The 16,087-nt window shown below is 70.2% G+C and carries 17 protein-coding genes; 11 read left to right on the forward strand and 6 right to left on the reverse strand.

Annotated features, from left to right (window positions below):
• The first annotated feature begins 7 nt into the window (after nucleotides 1-7).
• The 6 genes from P1P75_RS07165 to pssA all read left to right on the forward strand — a co-directional run bounded on the left by P1P75_RS07165 (nucleotide 8) and on the right by pssA (nucleotide 6,421).
• Nucleotides 8-2,071: a protein meaA gene (locus tag P1P75_RS07165; protein WP_319252650.1), complete on the forward strand. Its 2,064-nt coding sequence runs from the start codon at nucleotides 8-10 to the stop codon at nucleotides 2,069-2,071.
• Nucleotides 2,068-3,027, forward strand: coding sequence for a CoA ester lyase (locus P1P75_RS07170; protein ID WP_319252652.1), 960 nt, complete (start codon nucleotides 2,068-2,070; stop codon nucleotides 3,025-3,027). Before P1P75_RS07165 ends, P1P75_RS07170 begins: the two co-directional genes overlap by 4 nt.
• A 5-nt stretch (nucleotides 3,028-3,032) precedes the next feature.
• The gene (locus tag P1P75_RS07175; protein WP_319252654.1) at nucleotides 3,033-3,545 is read left to right on the forward strand and encodes a MaoC family dehydratase; all 513 of its coding nucleotides are present in this window, start codon (nucleotides 3,033-3,035) and stop codon (nucleotides 3,543-3,545) included.
• A gap of 2 nt (nucleotides 3,546-3,547) precedes the next feature.
• On the forward strand, nucleotides 3,548-4,753 hold the full coding sequence (locus tag P1P75_RS07180) for an acyl-CoA dehydrogenase family protein (RefSeq protein WP_319252655.1): 1,206 nt from the start codon (nucleotides 3,548-3,550) through the stop codon (nucleotides 4,751-4,753).
• Nucleotides 4,754-4,923: 170 nt separating this feature from the next.
• Complete coding sequence (locus P1P75_RS07185) at nucleotides 4,924-5,580, forward strand: phosphatidylserine decarboxylase (protein ID WP_319252657.1); 657 nt, start codon at nucleotides 4,924-4,926, stop codon at nucleotides 5,578-5,580.
• 22 nt (nucleotides 5,581-5,602) lie between these two features.
• Nucleotides 5,603-6,421, forward strand: a complete 819-nt coding sequence (pssA, locus tag P1P75_RS07190; RefSeq protein ID WP_086767005.1) for a CDP-diacylglycerol--serine O-phosphatidyltransferase — start codon at nucleotides 5,603-5,605, stop codon at nucleotides 6,419-6,421.
• A 328-nt stretch (nucleotides 6,422-6,749) separates the two neighbouring features.
• Here pssA and P1P75_RS07195 read toward each other — a convergent pair whose 3' ends face one another.
• A complete protein-coding gene (locus tag P1P75_RS07195) occupies nucleotides 6,750-7,907 on the reverse strand; it encodes a glycerate kinase (protein WP_319252659.1) in 1,158 nt (385 codons plus the stop codon).
• Nucleotides 7,908-8,153: 246 nt separating this feature from the next.
• On the opposite strand from P1P75_RS07195, the gene P1P75_RS07200 reads away from it, so the two are divergent.
• Both P1P75_RS07200 and P1P75_RS07205 read left to right on the forward strand, forming a co-directional pair.
• Nucleotides 8,154-9,230 carry an ADP-ribosylglycohydrolase family protein gene (locus tag P1P75_RS07200; protein ID WP_319252661.1) on the forward strand — a complete coding sequence of 359 codons (1,077 nt, stop codon included), beginning with the start codon at nucleotides 8,154-8,156 and terminating at the stop codon, nucleotides 9,228-9,230.
• Between the two features lie 147 nt (nucleotides 9,231-9,377).
• Nucleotides 9,378-9,869, forward strand: coding sequence for an NUDIX hydrolase (locus P1P75_RS07205; protein WP_319252663.1), 492 nt, complete (start codon nucleotides 9,378-9,380; stop codon nucleotides 9,867-9,869).
• Between the two features lie 79 nt (nucleotides 9,870-9,948).
• Here the strand turns inward: P1P75_RS07205 and P1P75_RS07210 are convergent, their stop codons facing one another.
• Nucleotides 9,949-10,149: a type II toxin-antitoxin system VapB family antitoxin gene (locus P1P75_RS07210; RefSeq protein ID WP_319252665.1), complete on the reverse strand. Its 201-nt coding sequence runs from the start codon at nucleotides 10,147-10,149 to the stop codon at nucleotides 9,949-9,951.
• A gap of 77 nt (nucleotides 10,150-10,226) precedes the next feature.
• Here P1P75_RS07210 and P1P75_RS07215 point away from each other — a divergent pair, with 77 nt between their 5' ends.
• Together P1P75_RS07215 and P1P75_RS07220 are read left to right on the forward strand one after the other, a co-directional pair.
• Nucleotides 10,227-10,979 carry a Sir2 family NAD-dependent protein deacetylase gene (locus P1P75_RS07215; protein WP_319252667.1) on the forward strand — a complete coding sequence of 251 codons (753 nt, stop codon included), beginning with the start codon at nucleotides 10,227-10,229 and terminating at the stop codon, nucleotides 10,977-10,979.
• A gap of 126 nt (nucleotides 10,980-11,105) precedes the next feature.
• On the forward strand, nucleotides 11,106-11,417 hold the full coding sequence (locus P1P75_RS07220; protein ID WP_319252669.1) for a hypothetical protein: 312 nt from the start codon (nucleotides 11,106-11,108) through the stop codon (nucleotides 11,415-11,417).
• 102 nt (nucleotides 11,418-11,519) lie between these two features.
• On the opposite strand, the gene P1P75_RS07225 is transcribed toward P1P75_RS07220, so the two are convergent.
• A complete protein-coding gene (locus tag P1P75_RS07225; protein WP_319252671.1) occupies nucleotides 11,520-13,079 on the reverse strand; it encodes a carbohydrate-binding protein in 1,560 nt (519 codons plus the stop codon).
• Nucleotides 13,080-13,435: 356 nt separating this feature from the next.
• Nucleotides 13,436-13,882 carry a DUF1772 domain-containing protein gene (locus P1P75_RS07230; protein ID WP_319252673.1) on the reverse strand — a complete coding sequence of 149 codons (447 nt, stop codon included), beginning with the start codon at nucleotides 13,880-13,882 and terminating at the stop codon, nucleotides 13,436-13,438.
• 91 nt (nucleotides 13,883-13,973) lie between these two features.
• On the opposite strand from P1P75_RS07230, the gene P1P75_RS07235 reads away from it, so the two are divergent.
• Nucleotides 13,974-14,552, forward strand: a complete 579-nt coding sequence (locus P1P75_RS07235; RefSeq protein WP_319252675.1) for a TetR/AcrR family transcriptional regulator — start codon at nucleotides 13,974-13,976, stop codon at nucleotides 14,550-14,552.
• A gap of 87 nt (nucleotides 14,553-14,639) precedes the next feature.
• Here the strand turns inward: P1P75_RS07235 and P1P75_RS07240 are convergent, their stop codons facing one another.
• On the reverse strand, nucleotides 14,640-15,185 hold the full coding sequence (locus tag P1P75_RS07240; protein ID WP_319252677.1) for a methylated-DNA--[protein]-cysteine S-methyltransferase: 546 nt from the start codon (nucleotides 15,183-15,185) through the stop codon (nucleotides 14,640-14,642).
• A gap of 23 nt (nucleotides 15,186-15,208) precedes the next feature.
• On the reverse strand, nucleotides 15,209-16,087 hold an 879-nt coding region (locus tag P1P75_RS07245; RefSeq protein ID WP_319252679.1), incomplete at its 5' end, for an AlkA N-terminal domain-containing protein.

The following is a 16,087-nucleotide window of genomic DNA, read 5'->3' on the forward strand; positions in this document are numbered from 1 at the left end:
GTCGAAGATGACAGAGCGTCAGTCCTCCGGTGCACGGAGGGAAAAGGACCGGCCGTGGTTGATGCGGACCTACGCCGGCCACTCCACCGCCGAGGCGTCCAACGAGCTGTACCGGCGCAACCTCGCCAAGGGCCAGACCGGCCTGTCGGTGGCGTTCGACCTGCCGACCCAGACCGGCTACGACTCCGACCACGTCCTCGCCCGCGGCGAGGTCGGCCGGGTCGGCGTGCCGATCGCGCACGTCGGTGACATGCGCCGGCTGTTCCAGGACATCCCCCTGGAGCAGATGAACACCTCGATGACGATCAACGCCACGGCCATGTGGCTGCTGGCGCTCTACCAGGTCGTCGCCGAGGAGCAGGGTGCGGACATCACCCTGCTCCAGGGCACGACCCAGAACGACATCGTCAAGGAGTACCTGTCCCGGGGCACCCATGTCTTCCCGCCCGGGCCGAGCCTGCGTCTGACGACCGACATGATCGCGTACACGGTCTCCCACATGCCCAAGTGGAACCCGATCAACATCTGCAGCTACCACCTGCAGGAGGCGGGAGCCACACCGGTCCAGGAGATCGCGTACGCGATGTCGACGGCGATCGCCGTGCTGGACGCGGTCCGCGACAGCGGCCAGGTCCCGCAGGAGCGCATGGGCGACGTCGTCGGCCGCATCTCCTTCTTCGTGAACGCGGGTGTCCGCTTCGTCGAGGAGATGTGCAAGATGCGCGCCTTCGGCCGCATCTGGGACCGCGTCACCCGTGAGCGCTACGGCATCGAGAACCCCAAGCACCGCCGCTTCCGCTACGGCGTCCAGGTCAACTCCCTCGGCCTGACCGAGGCGCAGCCGGAGAACAACGTCCAGCGGATCGTGCTGGAGATGCTGGCCGTGACCCTCTCCAAGGACGCACGCGCGCGTGCCGTGCAGCTGCCTGCCTGGAACGAGGCGCTGGGCCTGCCCCGTCCCTGGGACCAGCAGTGGTCGCTGCGCATGCAGCAGGTGCTGGCCTACGAGAGCGACCTGCTGGAGTACGAGGACATCTTCGAGGGCTCGAAGGTGATCGAGGCGAAGGTGGGCGAGCTCGTCGAGGCATCGCTCACCGAGATCGAGCGGATCCAGGAGATGGGCGGCGCCATGGCCGCCGTCGAGTCCGGCTACCTCAAGTCGCAGCTGGTCTCCTCCCACGCCGAGCGCAGGGGCCGTATCGAGTCCGGCCAGGAGAAGATCGTCGGCGTCAACGTCTTCGAGACGACCGAGCCGAACCCGCTGACCGCCGATCTCGACACGGCGATCCAGACGGTCGACCCGGCCGTCGAGGCGCGGGTGATCGCCTCCCTCCAGAAGTGGCGCGACACCCGCTACCAGCCGCCCTTCAACCATCCGCGCCCCTGCAAGGCGCTGGAGAAGCTGAAGGAGGCCGCCAAGGGCACCGGCAACCTCATGGAGGCCACCCTGGAGTGCGCCCGTGCCGGTGCCACGACCGGCGAGTGGGCCGGGGCCCTGCGTGAGGTGTTCGGTGAGTTCCGCGCCCCGACGGGCGTCTCGTCGGCGCCGGTGGCGGTCCCCGCCGAGGAGGGCTCGGCCATGTCCGAGGTGCGCCGCAAGGTCGCCCTGACCGCCCAGGACCTGGGCGTCGGCAAGCTGCGCTTCCTGGTCGGCAAGCCCGGCCTGGACGGGCACTCCAACGGCGCCGAGCAGATCGCCGTACGCGCGCGTGACGCCGGCTTCGAGGTGGTCTACCAGGGCATCCGGCTGACGCCTGAGCAGATCGTGGACGCGGCCGTCGCCGAGGACGTGCACGCCGTCGGCCTGTCGATCCTGTCCGGATCGCACGCCCAGCTGGTGCCCGATGTCCTCGAACGGCTCCGTGTGGCCGGTGCCACAGACATTCCGGTGATCGCCGGTGGCATCATCCCAGGCGGGGACGCCGAACAACTGCGGGCCGCGGGAGTGGCAGCCGTGTTCACCCCGAAGGACTTCGACATCACCGCGATCATCGGCCGCATAGTCGACGAGATCCGCACAGCGAACAAGCTCGACCCGCTCACGCTCGACCCCCTGGAGGTCCCCGCATGACCGTCAACCGTCTGCGTCCCCGCCGCTCGTGTCTCGCGGTTCCGGGCAGCAATCCCCGCTTCCTGGAGAAGGCGCAGGGCCTCCCGGCCGACCAGGTCTTCCTCGACCTGGAGGACGCGTGCGCCCCGCTCGCCAAGCCCGAGGCGCGGCACACCATCGTCAAGTTCCTCAACGAGGGTGACTGGACGGGCAAGACGAGGGTCGTGCGCGTCAACGACTGGACGACCGAGTGGACGTACCGCGATGTCGTCACGGTCGTCGAGGGCGCGGGCCCGAACCTGGACTGCATCATGCTGCCGAAGGTGCAGAGCGCCCAGCAGGTCATGGCGCTGGACCTCCTGCTGACCCAGATCGAGAAGACGATGGGCTTCGAGGTCGGCCGGATCGGCATCGAGGCGCAGATCGAGAACGCCCAGGGCCTCAACAACGTCAACGAGATCGCCCAGGCCAGCCCCCGCATCGAGACGATCATCTTCGGCCCGGCCGACTTCATGGCGTCGATCAACATGAAGTCGCTGGTCGTGGGCGAGCAGCCGCCCGGCTACCCGGCGGACGCCTACCACTACATCCTCATGAAGATCCTGATGGCCGCCCGCGCCAACGACCTCCAGGCGATCGACGGCCCCTACCTCCAGATCCGCAACGTCGACGGCTACCGCGCGGTCGCCCAGCGCGCCGCCGCACTCGGCTTCGACGGCAAGTGGGTGCTGCACCCGGGCCAGGTCGAGGCCTCCAACGAGATCTTCTCGCCGTCCCAGGAGGACTACGACCACGCCGAGCTGATCCTGGACGCGTACGACTACTACACCTCCGAGGCGGGCGGCAAGAAGGGCTCGGCGATGCTCGGCGACGAGATGATCGACGAGGCCAGCCGCAAGATGGCCCTGGTCATCTCCGGCAAGGGCCGCGCGGCCGGCATGCGGCGCACCACCAAGTTCGAGATCCCGGAGGGCTGAGCGCGATGCAGTTCGGACGCACCTACGAGGAGTTCGAGGTCGGCGCGGTCTACAAGCACTGGCCCGGGAAGACGGTCACCGAGTACGACGACCACCTCTTCTGCCTCCTCACCATGAACCACCACCCGCTCCACATGGACAGCAACTACGCGGAGCACACGACGGACTTCGGCAAGAACGTCGTCGTCGGGAACTACATCTATTCCCTGCTGCTCGGCATGTCCGTGCCCGACGTCTCGGGCAAGGCGATCGCCAACCTGGAGATCGAGTCGCTCAGGCACGTGGCGCCGACCTTCCACGGCGACACCCTCTACGGCGAGACGACCGTGCTCGACAAGTGGCCGTCGAAGTCGAAGAACGACCGCGGCATCGTCCACGTCGAGACCAAGGGCTACAAGCAGGACGGCACGCTCGTGTGCGTGTTCCGCCGCAAGGTGATGGTGCCGACCGAGACGTACATCAAGGAGCGCGGCGGCGAGCAGCCCGGCCGCCCCCAGCTCAAGGAGCAGGAGAAGTAGTCATGGCGCGCCTCGCCCAGACCGCAGGTCTGACCGACGTCCAGCAGGAGATCCTCGCCACCGTCCGCGATTTCGTGGACAAGGAGATCCTCCCGGTCGCCACCGAACTGGAGCACCGCGACGAGTACCCGCAGCAGATCGTCGACGGCCTCAAGGAGCTGGGCCTGTTCGGCCTGATGATCCCCGAGGAGTACGGGGGTCTGGGTGAGTCGCTCCTGACGTACGCGCTGTGCGTCGAGGAGATCGCCCGCGGCTGGATGTCCGTCTCCGGCATCATCAACACGCACTTCATCGTGGCGTACATGCTCAAGCAGCACGGCACGCAGGAGCAGAAGGACCACTTCCTGCCGCGGATGGCGGCCGGCGACATCCGGGGCGCGTTCTCGATGTCGGAGCCGGGTCTGGGCTCGGACGTCTCGGCGATCACCTCCAAGGCGGTGAAGGACGGCGAGGAGTACGTCCTGAACGGCCAGAAGATGTGGCTGACGAACGGCGGTACGTCCTCTCTGGTGGCCGTTCTCGTGCGAAGTGACGAAGGACACCCCGAGGGGTCCGCGCCCCACAAGTCGATGACCACCTTCCTGGTGGAGAAGGAGCCCGGCTTCGGCGAGGTCCGCCCCGGCCTCACCATCCCGGGCAAGATCGACAAGATGGGCTACAAGGGCGTCGACACCACCGAGCTGATCATGGACGGCCTGCGCATTCCCGCCGACCGCGTGCTCGGCGGGGTCACCGGCCGCGGTTTTTACCAGATGATGGACGGCGTGGAGGTCGGCCGCGTCAACGTCGCCGCGCGTGGCTGCGGCGTCGCCCAGCGTGCCTTCGAGCTGGGCGTGAGCTACGCCCAGCAGCGCCACACCTTCGGCAAGCCGATCGCCCAGCACCAGGCCATCCAGTTCAAACTGGCCGAGATGGCTACCAAGGTCGAGGCCGCCCATGCCATGATGGTGAACGCCGCGCGCAAAAAGGACTCGGGGGAACGAAACGACCTTGAGGCAGGGATGGCGAAGTATCTCGCCTCCGAGTACTGCAAGGAGGTCGTGGAGGACGCCTTCCGGATCCACGGCGGCTACGGCTTCTCCAAGGAGTACGAGATCGAGCGCCTCTACCGCGAGGCCCCGATGCTGCTCATCGGTGAAGGAACCGCCGAGATCCAGAAGATGATCATCGGCCGCAGGCTGCTCGAAGAGTATCGATTCCAGGGCTAGATGTCCGGTTGGGGGTGTTTTCTTCGAGAAGAAGATCACACCCCGTCAACCCGCTTCCGCCATCGACTCGGCTTTCCGGCTTACCCAGTTGCGGCCCCGAACCGCTACGATCGCGGGAAAGCCGCCGTCCCCCCGTCGAAGCGCGGCATCATTCGCTACGAAGGTCATCCATGCCCCACAGCCAAACCTCTGCACCTCGCGACAGCCTGGCCGGCGTACGCCTTGCGCGCGGAGCATCGCCGTGGCTCCTCCCGACCGTCGCCACCGCCGCCGTCAGCCTGGTCCGCGCCCGCCGCTCGGGCGTCGCCAAGGCCGTCGCCGTGCCCGCCACCGCTCTCGCGGCGGGCATGCTGTGGTTCTTCCGCGACCCCGAACGAGAGATCGCGTCCGGCAGGGTCATCTCCCCTGCCGACGGTGTGGTGCAGAGCATCATGCCGTGGAAGGACGGACGGACCCGCGTCGCGATCTTCATGAGCCCGCTCAACGTCCACGTCAACCGCGCCCCGCTGGCCGGCACCGTGACGTCGGTCGAGCACATCCCCGGCGGGTTCGTGCCGGCCTTCAACAAGGAGAGCGAGAACAACGAGCGCGTCGTCTGGCACTTCGACACCGAACTCGGTGACATCGAGATGATCCAGATCGCCGGCGCCGTCGCCCGCCGTATCGTCCCCTACCTCCCCGAGGGCACGAAGGTCGAGCAGGGCGAGCGGATCGGCCTGATCCGCTTCGGTTCACGTGTCGACATCTACCTGCCCGAGGGCGTGGACGTCGCGGTCGAGGTGGGGCAGAAGACTGTGGCAGGGGTGACTCGCATTGACCGTGATTGACCCGGAAACCCAGACGGGCTGGGTGCCCGAGGCCGACGAGGTGGACGAAGAGGAGGAGATGCCCCTCTCGCTCCGCCTGTCGATAGCGGACACCCTCACCCTCGGCAACGCCACGTGCGGCTTCATGGCGGTGTACTTCACCACCACCGGCATCCTCATCCCGGACCTCACCGGCAGCCAGGAATCGGGCATGGCGCGCAACAGCGCGGCCACCGCGGTCATCCTGATGCTGTGCGCGGCGGTCTTCGACCTGTTCGACGGCCTGGTCGCGCGCAAGCTGCGCTCGTCGCCGATGGGTGCGGAGCTGGACAACCTCTCCGACCTGATCAGCTTCGGCCTGGCACCGGCGTACTTCGTCCTCGTCTACGGCATGGTGGCGGACGGCGCCTACCAGAGAGTGGCCGCGGTCGGGGCGATCGTCGTGCTGCTGGCGGTGGTGCTCAGACTCGCGCGCTTCTCTTGTGTGACACCACCGAACGGCATGTTCCAGGGCATGCCATCACCGTTCGGCGCGCTGACGGTCGTCTCGATCGTGCTCCTCGAGCTGCCCTTCGTGGCGACGCTCCTGGCCATCCTGGGCACCGCCTGGCTGATGGTGAGCCGGGTCGAGTACCCCAAGCCGCGGGGCCGCCTGGCCGGCGCGATGCTCGGCTGGATCGTGCTGTCGATGGGCCTGCTGACCGCCTGGGCCTTCGACGCCCCCGGCGGCCAGCTGCTCCTGCAGACGGGCTGCGCGCTCCAGCTGGTCATGGGCGCGGTCATCCCGCTGTTCGCCACGGCCCGCCGGGTGAACAACTTCCGTGGCAACCGCCGCGAGGCGCGGGCGGCGCAGCTGCCGTAGCGCTCGCACGATTCGACGGGTGTGGCCCGGGCCTTCGAGGTCCGGGCCACACCCGTTTCGCGTTCGAGGGCATCCGCACCGTGCCCTTGGCCGGGCAACGCGGGCCACTGCCTGGTGTGGGAGGTCACCGCCAAGACCGTGCACCACGTCTCGAAGCGGTGGTTCAAGAACGGCAGCGGTGTACGGCCACAAGGCCGGCAACTGCTTCAGGGACGCGTGCGGTGAACTCACAGAGCTGGCGTAGCGGCCTGGGGGCCGAGGCCGTCCCCCCGTCCGCGTCTCGTCTGCCCAGGTCAGATGACGTCGGGTGCCGTCAGGTCACGTCACGTCACGTCAGGAAGTCGCGCCCGATCTGTTCCGCGACGCGCTCCAGGATGGGGCCGGCCTCGGCGATGCACTTGGCGATGTCCGGCTCGGCGTCCGTGAGCGGATAGGCCCGCCTGATCCCGGCCCGGCCCAGGGCCTCCGGCGGCAGCGCGAGGCGGCCGCACACCGCGACGACCTCCTTGCCGGCCGCGCGCGCGGCCGCGGCCACTCCCGCGGGCGCCTTGCCGTGCAGGGTCTGCTCGTCGAGGGAACCCTCACCGGTGATCACCAGCTCGGCCCGCTCCAGCGCGTGCGCGAACCCCAGCACGTCGAGCATGACCTCGATGCCGGCGCGGAACCGGGCGCCGAGCAGCAGAGCGCCGTACCCGATACCGCCCGCGGCACCCGCACCGGGCGCTTCGGCGTACTCGGCGGCGCGCGGGCCGACCGAGGTCTGAAGCACCTTGGCGAAGTGCGCGAGGGCCGCGTCCAGCGCCGCCACGTCGTCCGGGGAGGCGCCCTTCTGCGGGCCGTAGACCGCCGGGGCTCCCTTCGGGCCGGTCAGCGGGTTGTCGACGTCGCTGGCGAGGACGAGTTCGACGGAGGTGAGGCGGGCGTCGAGGCCGGAGAGGTCCGCGGTCGCCAGGCCGGCGAGTCCGCCGCCGCCCGGTCCGACGGGCTCACCGTCCGCGTCCAGGAAGCGGGCGCCCAGCGCGGTCAGCATGCCCGCGCCGCCGTCCGTGGTGGCGCTGCCGCCGACCCCGAACACGATCGTGCGGACGCCCGCGTCCAGCGCCGCCTGCAGCAGTTCCCCGGAGCCGTACGTGGAGGCCGTCAGCGGGGCGAACACGCCGGCCGGCAGGCGTTGCAGCCCGCTCGCCTCGGCCATCTCCACGACGGCGGTGTCGCCGCGCAGCGCGAACGCGGCGGTGACCTCCTGCCCGAGGGGACCGGCGACCCGTACCTCACGGCGCTCGAATCCGGCGGCGACCGCCGCGGCGACCGTGCCGTCGCCGCCGTCGGCGACCGGCAGCGCCTCCACCTCGACCTCCGGCAGGGCCCGGCGCAGTCCGGCCGTCACCCGCTCGGCGACCTCCACGGCCGTCAGCGAGCCCTTGAACTTGTCCGCGGCCACGAGCACCCTGCGAGTGCCCTGCCCTCCGGCGTCCGCCACTTGCATCCCCTTGCTCTCCGGGCCCGCACATCGGGGCCAGTCGCGCCGCTGCGACCTTAACCGCAGGACGCCCCCTCCGTCATGCCCTGTCCGCGCCGTGAACAGCGGCGAAGGGCCTCCCCTGTGGCCTTGAGCGCGCCTGGACCGGGGCGGGCGTGGGGGCGCCGACGGCTGGCGCGGCGGCTGGGCGTGGCGGCTGAGCGTGGCGGCTGGGCGTGGCGCGGGCCGCCGCGGAATGGGTAGACCGCAAGCATGACCCCTGTGGGCAACGCGCCCGGACTCCCCGACCGCGTCCTCGGCGGCTGGCTGGGCCGGATCGCCGGCAACATGCTGGGCAAGCCGGTCGAGGAGGGCGACCTGTGGACGCGCGAGCGCATCGACCGCTATCTGCGGCGGGCCGACGCCCTCCCGCTCACCGACTACCTGCCCGAACCGGCCGCCGACCACGACGGCCCGCCCCTGCGCCCCGAGTGGCGCCAGTGCGTACGCGGCCGCGTCCACGGCAGCTGCCGCGACGACGACATCGACTACGCCATCCTCGGCCTTGACCTCCTGGAGACCCACGGCTTCGGCTTCAGCACCGAGCAGGTCGGCGACCTGTGGCTGCTGCGGCTGCCGTATCTGCAGACGTTCACCGCGGAGCGCGCGGCGTACCGCAATCTCGCGAACGGGCTGAAGCCGCCGCTGACGGCGACGTACGACAACCCCTGCCAGGAGTGGATCGGCGCCCTGATCCGGGCCGACATCCACGGTTGGACCAGTCCCGGTCTCCCCCGCCGCGCCGCCGGCCTCGCCCGCCGGGACGCGGTGCTCTCACACACAGGCAACGGGGTCTACGGCGCCATGTGGGCGGCGGCGCTGGTGTCGGCGGCGTTCACCGCGCCCACGGTGCGGCAAGCCGTGGACGAGGCGCTGGCGGTGATACCGGCGAGCAGCCGCCTCGCCCGGACGGTACGCCGGGTCACCTCCCTCCACGGCACCCGCCTGAGCTGGGAGGACACCCTCAGCACGGTGGCTCGCGAGACGGCGGGCCTGGGCTGGATCCACACGGTCCCCAACGCCGCCGTCCTCACCGCCGGACTGCTCTACGGCGACGGGGACTTCACCCGCACCATCGCCCTCACCGTGCGGGGCGGCCTGGACACCGACTCCAACGGGGCGACGGCCGGTTCCGTGGCCGGGGTGCTGACGGGGGCGGCGGCGATCCCCGCGCAGTGGACCGAACCGCTGCGGGACACCGTGCGCAGTGCCGTCTTCGGCTTCGACGGGGTGCGGATCAGCGAGCTGGCGGAGCGCACGCTGCGGCTGGTGGGGGCGGACGTTCCATGATCACGCCGGTCGCCGCCATCCGCCGCTATCCGGCTCCATCCGGCTTCCATTCTGTTACTTCGTGTTTCTAGCTTCCATCACTTCCGGCCGCTTCCTGGGGTTCCGGTCGCTTCCGCATGCCGCACGGGTACTGGATAGCCTGCGAGGGTGACCACTGCTGACTACGCCACGTACATCGCCTCGCTGCCCCGCGTCCTGGCCGGCGCCGCCTCGCTCTTCCGCGACGAGCGGGGGCGGGTGCTGCTGGTCGAGCCCAACTACCGTGCCGGGTGGGCGCTTCCGGGCGGCACGGTCGAGTCCGACGACGGTGAGACCCCGCGCCAGGGCGCGCGCCGCGAGACGCTGGAGGAGATCGGCCTCGATCGCGAACCCGGCCGGCTGCTCGCCGTCGACTGGGTGCAGGGCCCGAACCGGCCGCCGCTGGTGGCATACGTGTACGACGGCGGAGTCCTCGACGAGGAGGAGCTCAAGTCCATCCGGCTGCAGGATGAGGAGTTGCTGTCCTGGCGGCTGGTGCCACGCGAGGAGATCACCGACCACCTCCTGGGTTCCCTCGGTCATCGGGTGCTGGCCGCGCTGGACGTCCTGGCGGCCGGCTCGGGGACGGCGGAGCTGGAGAACGGCCAACGGGTGGTGTGATCCGGGGGCGCGGTGCGCCTGCCGGCGGCGGGCGTGGGGGCGGCGGGCTTGCCGGCGGCGGCTCCGTGCGGGGCCTGCCTCATCCCTCCACGTCACGCGGCTTGACGTCCACCGCGCGCAACGCCTCGTCGCGGGTCGCGGTCCGCGCCTCGGTGCGGTGACCGCGCTCGATGTAGTCGCGCACCACGAGTTCGACGGCGTCCTGAGGGCTGCCCACACCGGTGAGCACCATGACCTCGACGACGAGATCGGCATCGAGGGAGATGGTGACCTTAGCCATGCCGGGACGGTAGCACCGGCGCGGGCCGTGCGATATCCGTTCGCGGGCACCGGATCGCCCGGCCTACCCTCGCCGTCATGACCAAGCCCCTCGTCGCCCTCCTCACCGGAGCCGGTATCTCCACGGACTCGGGCATCCCCGACTACCGCGGCCCGGACGGGCTGTGGCGGCGGGACCCGGAGGCGGAGAAGCTCGTCACCTACGCGTACTACATGGGTGATCCGGAGATCCGCCGCCGGTCCTGGCGGATGCGGCGGCAGAACGGCGTACTGGCGGCCGAGCCGAACGCCGCGCACCGGGCGATCGTCGAGCTGGAGCGCTCGGGGGTGCCGGTGCGGGTGGTCACCCAGAACGTGGACGGGCTGCATCAGCTCGCCGGGCTGCCCGCCCGCAAGGTCGTCGAACTGCACGGCAGCGCACGGAAGTTCGTGTGCACGCGCTGCCATGCGCGCGGGCCCATGGAGAACGCCCTGGCCCGCCTCGACGCCGGCGAGGACGATCCGCCGTGCCGGGGCTGCGGCGGCGTCCTGAAGCCGGCGACCGTGATGTTCGGCGAGCGCCTCGACCCGGTGGTGCTGGGCGAGGCTCTCGCCATCACCAAGGCCTGCCAGGTCTTCATCGCCGTCGGCAGCAGCCTCCAGGTGCATCCGGCGGCGGGCCTCGCCCAGGTCGCCGCCGACCACGGGGCCCGGCTGGTCATCGTCAACGCCGAGCCGACACCGTACGACGAGATCGCCGACGAGGTGATCCGGCAGCCCATCGGCACGGCCCTGCCCTCGGTGCTGGGCGGGCTGGGCATGCCGGGCGGGCTGGAGGGAGCGAGTGAGTGAGCTGGGTGGCCCCCGTGGTCCGGGTGCCCCGGGCGTCGAAAACGGTTCCTGAAAGCCCGCTGTGCGCGCGGACATGCGGCCCCTACCCAGCGACGACCCGGACCAGGCCAGGAAAGCAGCGCGCTGATGACCGACTCCTACCACCCCGGCGACGACCGCGGCTGCCTGCGCCTCGTGCTCGCCGTTCCGATCACCCTGTTCACGCTCCTCGGGGCCGCCTTCTGCTGGACGGCGCTGACCATCCGTCCGTCCGGCCCCTGGGACGACGACGCCTACCGCGGGATCGAGCTGTCCTGCCTCCTCACCATCGGGGCCGCCGGCGCGGTGGTGGCGTTGTGGTCGATGCCGTCGGTGCGACAGGTCGTGCGGTGGTGGTGGATCGGGCCGGCGCTGGTGATGGCGGGTGCCGCGGTGGTGCGCTGGAGCGTCATCGGCTAGCAGGGCCGGGGGAGTGAGACGGTGACGCCCCGGCGGCCGGTGAGGGCCGTCGGGGCGTCGAAGTGGGCCGCGTGCACGGCCTGGTGGCCGCTGAGGTTCGGCTCAGCCGCCGAAGGTGACGACCAGTCGGCCGTCCGCGGCGTAGGACCAGTGCAGGGCTCCGCCGTAGGACGAGCAGCGGGAGCCGTTCGTGCCGGACCAGAACTGGTTGGTGCTGTCGGCGCTGCCGATGATCCGGTCGTTGGTGCCGCTGCCGCTGCGGCAGGAGGTGTTGTTGGTGAACACCGAGGTGCCGGCGTCGAAGTTGAAGTTGCGCTGGGCGTTGTCGATGCTGATGTTGTCCGACACCTTCATGGAGCCGGGGTTGCTGTTGTAGGTGAAGCCGTGCTTGCCGTTGTGGTAGGCGATGCTCCGCCGGACGATGTGGTTGACGCCGATGTCCTCGCCGCCGAGCTTGTAACCGTTTCGGTCACCGTTACCGGCCTGGGAGCCGTCGCTGAGGGTGCCGTTGTCGTAGGCGAGGGAGTCCTCGATGGTCACCACACCGATCGGGCCGGTGTCCGGCTTGGTGTAGAGATCCCAGCCGTCGTCGATGTTGTTGTGCGCCACGGCGTACCGGAATACGTTCCCGGGGCCGCTGGTGAGCTTGGCGGCGAAGCCGTCGGCGTCCTCACCGTCGGAGTCGGCGTTGTCGTGCGACTCCGCGCTCAGGATGAGGTTGTTCGACGGCCACTGGCTGCTGGGGGTGCTGGACAGCATCCGCGAGAGCTGCAGGCCGGTGTCGCGGTTGAAGCGCGTCACCGTGCGCTCGAAGATGTTGTTACTGCCGCCGACGAAGATCCCGTTGTCCCCGGCGCGCTCGACCACGATCCCCTTGACGTGCCAGTACGACCCGTTGACGGCGAGGCCGCGGTTGGCGGGGTCCTCGGCCTGGGCCGAGAAGTTCAGGACCGGCGTCTCACCGGGGTAGGCGAGCAGCTCGGTGCGGTCGGCGGCGGTGCCGTTGTTGCCCGCCGGGATGGTGACCGTCTGCGCGTGCCGGTACGTCCCGCCGCGCAGGTAGATCGTGCCGCCGGGGGTGATGCGGCTGATCGCCGAGGTGAGCGTGGTGGGCGCCGCCTGGGTCCCGGCCGCGCCGTCGGTGCCGTTCGGCGCCACGTAGAGAGCGGTTGCCGAGGGCGGGGTGGTGGTGCCGCCCACTTCCGCGTCGAGATAGTCGATGTTGGGCAGTCCGGCGGCGCCGGTGGGGCTCAGCCGGATGGTGTTGGTGCCCGCACCGACCGGCACCGAAAGCGTCTTCGTCACCCATGTGCCCCAGGCGCCGGTGCCTTCGAAGGAGACGGTGGTGGCCGACCCGCCGTTGACCGTGAGGGTCGCGGGCCGTGCGGCGGTGGTCCCGTTGGCGAAGCGGACGCTCAGCGTCGCCGTGCCGGCGGCGGAGGCGTTCACGGTGAACTGCGCGTACGCGCCGACCGCGTTGGTGGCGTTGCAGAATCCGCTGCCGGAGTAGCCGGCCCAGTCGGAGTCGATGGTGCCGGTGCAGACCGCCGGGGAACTCTCGGCCTCGTAGCGGGTGGACGCTGCCTGCGCCGTGTTGCCGGACAACGCGACGAGTGTGCCGGCCAGCAGGCCGACGCACGCGATGACGGGTCTCCGTTGCATCGTTCTCTCTCCAGGTGGTTGCGGCTCGTCCGACGGTGGGGTTCGCTGACCCCTTTTCTCTGCGGCGGGCCGGTGCGACCATACGGCTGGTTCGACATCGTGAACATGGCTGACGACCGGGCGGCGCACGCAGATGACCAAAACGCTTAATTCTGGAAGGTAAGCGCTTGCCATGGTCGCGTCAACGGTCGTGCATGTGATTGTTGTTCATGCACATGAACACTGGGAAGGCGGGAACACGACACCGGACCGTGCGCCCCCTGCATGGAGTCGATCTGCGCAGTCGCAATCCGAAGCCTTGTCGGGCGCACGGCCGCGCGGTTGCGGCTGATGACCGGGCGCGTGAGCCCGCGGGGTCAGACGAGGGCTGCGACGAGCAGGGTGAAGGCGGCGATGATGACGGCCACGCGGACGTAGTGGAGGCGCTCCCAGCGCTGCAGTTGCCGCTTCCAGTCGGCGGGCCGGTTCTCCGGGGTCCACGTCTTGTTCCGGTTGTTGATCGGGACGAGCAGCAGGATCGACATGACCACGCTGAGGAGGAGCAGCGCGCCGGCGGTGACGACGAGGCCGGTGCCGGGGTGGTGCCGTCCGGCGACGGCCCAGACCGCGACGAGGGCGAGCGAGCCGATGTACCAGACCGGCATCACGGCGCCGAGCATCCGGCCCCCGTGGGCGTGGCCGAGTTGACGGCCGTCCTCGGGGAGCGCGTTGAGGATCGGGTTCATGACGAAGGCGACGGAGAACTCCACCCCCACCATCACGCCGACGACCACGGTGGTGACGGCCTCGAGTGTGTTGAGCACGGTGACCCCTCTGGGTATCTAGCATTGATAGCTGACGAGGCAACGCTAGTACTGCTGCCGCTCCGTTGTCTAGCGATGCTAGAATCGAATCATGTCGGTACAGGAACGCAAGGAGCGCGAAAGGGCGGGCCGCGAACGTCTCATCGTGGCGACGGCCCGCGAACTCGCCGAGCAGCAGGGCTGGGACGCGGTCACCACGCGCCGGCTTGCGGAGCGCATCGAATACAGCCAGCCCGTCCTCTACAGCCACTTCCGCGGCAAACGGGAGATCATCGGCGCCGTCGCCCTCCAGGGCTCCACGGAGATGGCCGCGGCGGTGCGTGCCGCGACCGCCGCCGTGGACGGCCCGCGCGAGCGGGTCGCAGCCCTCGCGCGCGCCTACCTCGACTTCGCCGAACGCAACCCGGCGGTCTACGACGCCATCTTCCAGCTCGACGGCGGCCTCGCGTACGCGCACGAGGACACCCCGGCACCTCTCAAGGACGCCTTCGCGGCGCTGCTGGAGAGCCTCGGCGAGGTCGCCGGGGACGGCGTCGACCCGGGGCTGTTCACCGAGACGTTCTGGGCCTCCCTGCACGGCCTGGTGACCCTGACCCGGGCCGGACGACTGCCGCCGGAGAACACCGGACAGCGGGTGAAACTCCTCGTGGACAGGCTCGCCGTGGACTGACACAACGTCCCGGCGGGCAGGCGGCGGGGCCTCTCGAGGTGCCACCGCCTGCCCGCGACATCGTGGTCGTTCTGCCGGACGGCAAGATCAGCTCTTGGCGTCCACCGCTGTTGCGTTGTTCACCGGGGCCGGAAACAAGGGCTGGAACAGGACGGCGGCAGCCCGTCCACTCTCGAAGTCCAGCAGCCGCTGCTTACGCTCCAGGCCGCCGCCGTAGCCGGTGAGGCTGCCGTTCGCGCCGACGACACGGTGACAGGGCACGATGATGCCGACCGGATTACGGCCGTTGGCGAGACCCACGGCACGGGAGGCGGCCGGGTTGCCGAGAGCCTCGGCGAGTTCGCCGTAGGTGCGTGTCTCGCCGTAGGGGATCTGCCGCAGGGCCTCCCAGACCGTGCGCTGGAACGGCGTGCCGTGCAGGCGGAGCGGGAGCGTGAACTCCTTCGACTCCCCCACGAAATAGGCCTCCAACTGCGCCTCGGTGTCGGCGAAGAGGGTGTCGTCGCGCGGACCGAAGCTCTCCTTTGGCGGGCGGTGCCGCTGCTCGGTCATGTAGAGGCCGCACAGGACGCCGGCGTCGGCGACGAGCGTGAGGGGTCCGTACGGGCTGTCGATGACGGTGTGCCGCTTCATGGTGCGTCCGTTCGTGAACGTGCTCAGGCCGGAAGGAAGTTGATCGGGTGGCTGTCGGTCGCCCACAGGTACTGGACGGCGTACGCCCGCCAGGGGCGCCACGCCGCGGCGCGGGCGGTGAGCGCCGCGGGTGTGGAGGGCAGGCCCAACTGCTGCGCCGCGCGCCGCACTCCGAGGTCGGTGGGGAGGAAGGCGTCGGGGTCGCCGAGCGCCCGCATCGCGATGACGTCGACCGTCCAGGGGCCGAAGCCGGGCAACGCCAGGAGCCGGGCACGGGCCTCCTCCCAGTCGGATTCCACCCCCAACTTCAGCCTGCCGTCGGCGAGTTGCTCGACAAGACTGATGAACGTCGTACGACGGGTGCGCGGCATCGCCAGGGACCCGGGATCGACGCCGGCGAGCGCCTCGGGCGTCGGGAAGAGGTGGGTGAGACCGCCCTCCGGGTCGTCCACGGCGTCCCCGTGCGCGGTGACCAGACGGGCCGCGTGGGTACGGGCCGCCGCCGTGGACACCTGCTGCCCGAGGACCGCCCGCACGGCGAACTCCGCCTCGTCCACGGTGCGCGGGACGCGACGGCCCGGCGCCTTGTCCACCAGCGGGGCGAGCAGCGGATCCGTGCGCAACTGGTCGTCGACGGCTACGGGGTCGGCGTCCAGGTCGAGCATCCGCCGGCAGCGGCTGATGGCGACGGTGAGATCCCGCAGGTCACTGAGGGTGAGCCGGCAGGCGATGTGGTCGGGGCGCGGGGCGAGCCCCACGATCCCGTGCCCGTACGGCAGCCGCAGCGTGCGCCGGTACGTCCCGTCCCGCCACTCCTCCACCCCCGGCACGGCGGTCGCCGCGAGGTGCCCGAAGAGGTTGTCGGGGCTGAGGGGGGCACGGAACGGCAGGCGGAGGTGGAG

Source organism: Streptomyces sp. ID05-39B, from assembly GCF_033794725.1.
Lineage (GTDB): Bacteria > Actinomycetota > Actinomycetes > Streptomycetales > Streptomycetaceae > Streptomyces > Streptomyces bobili.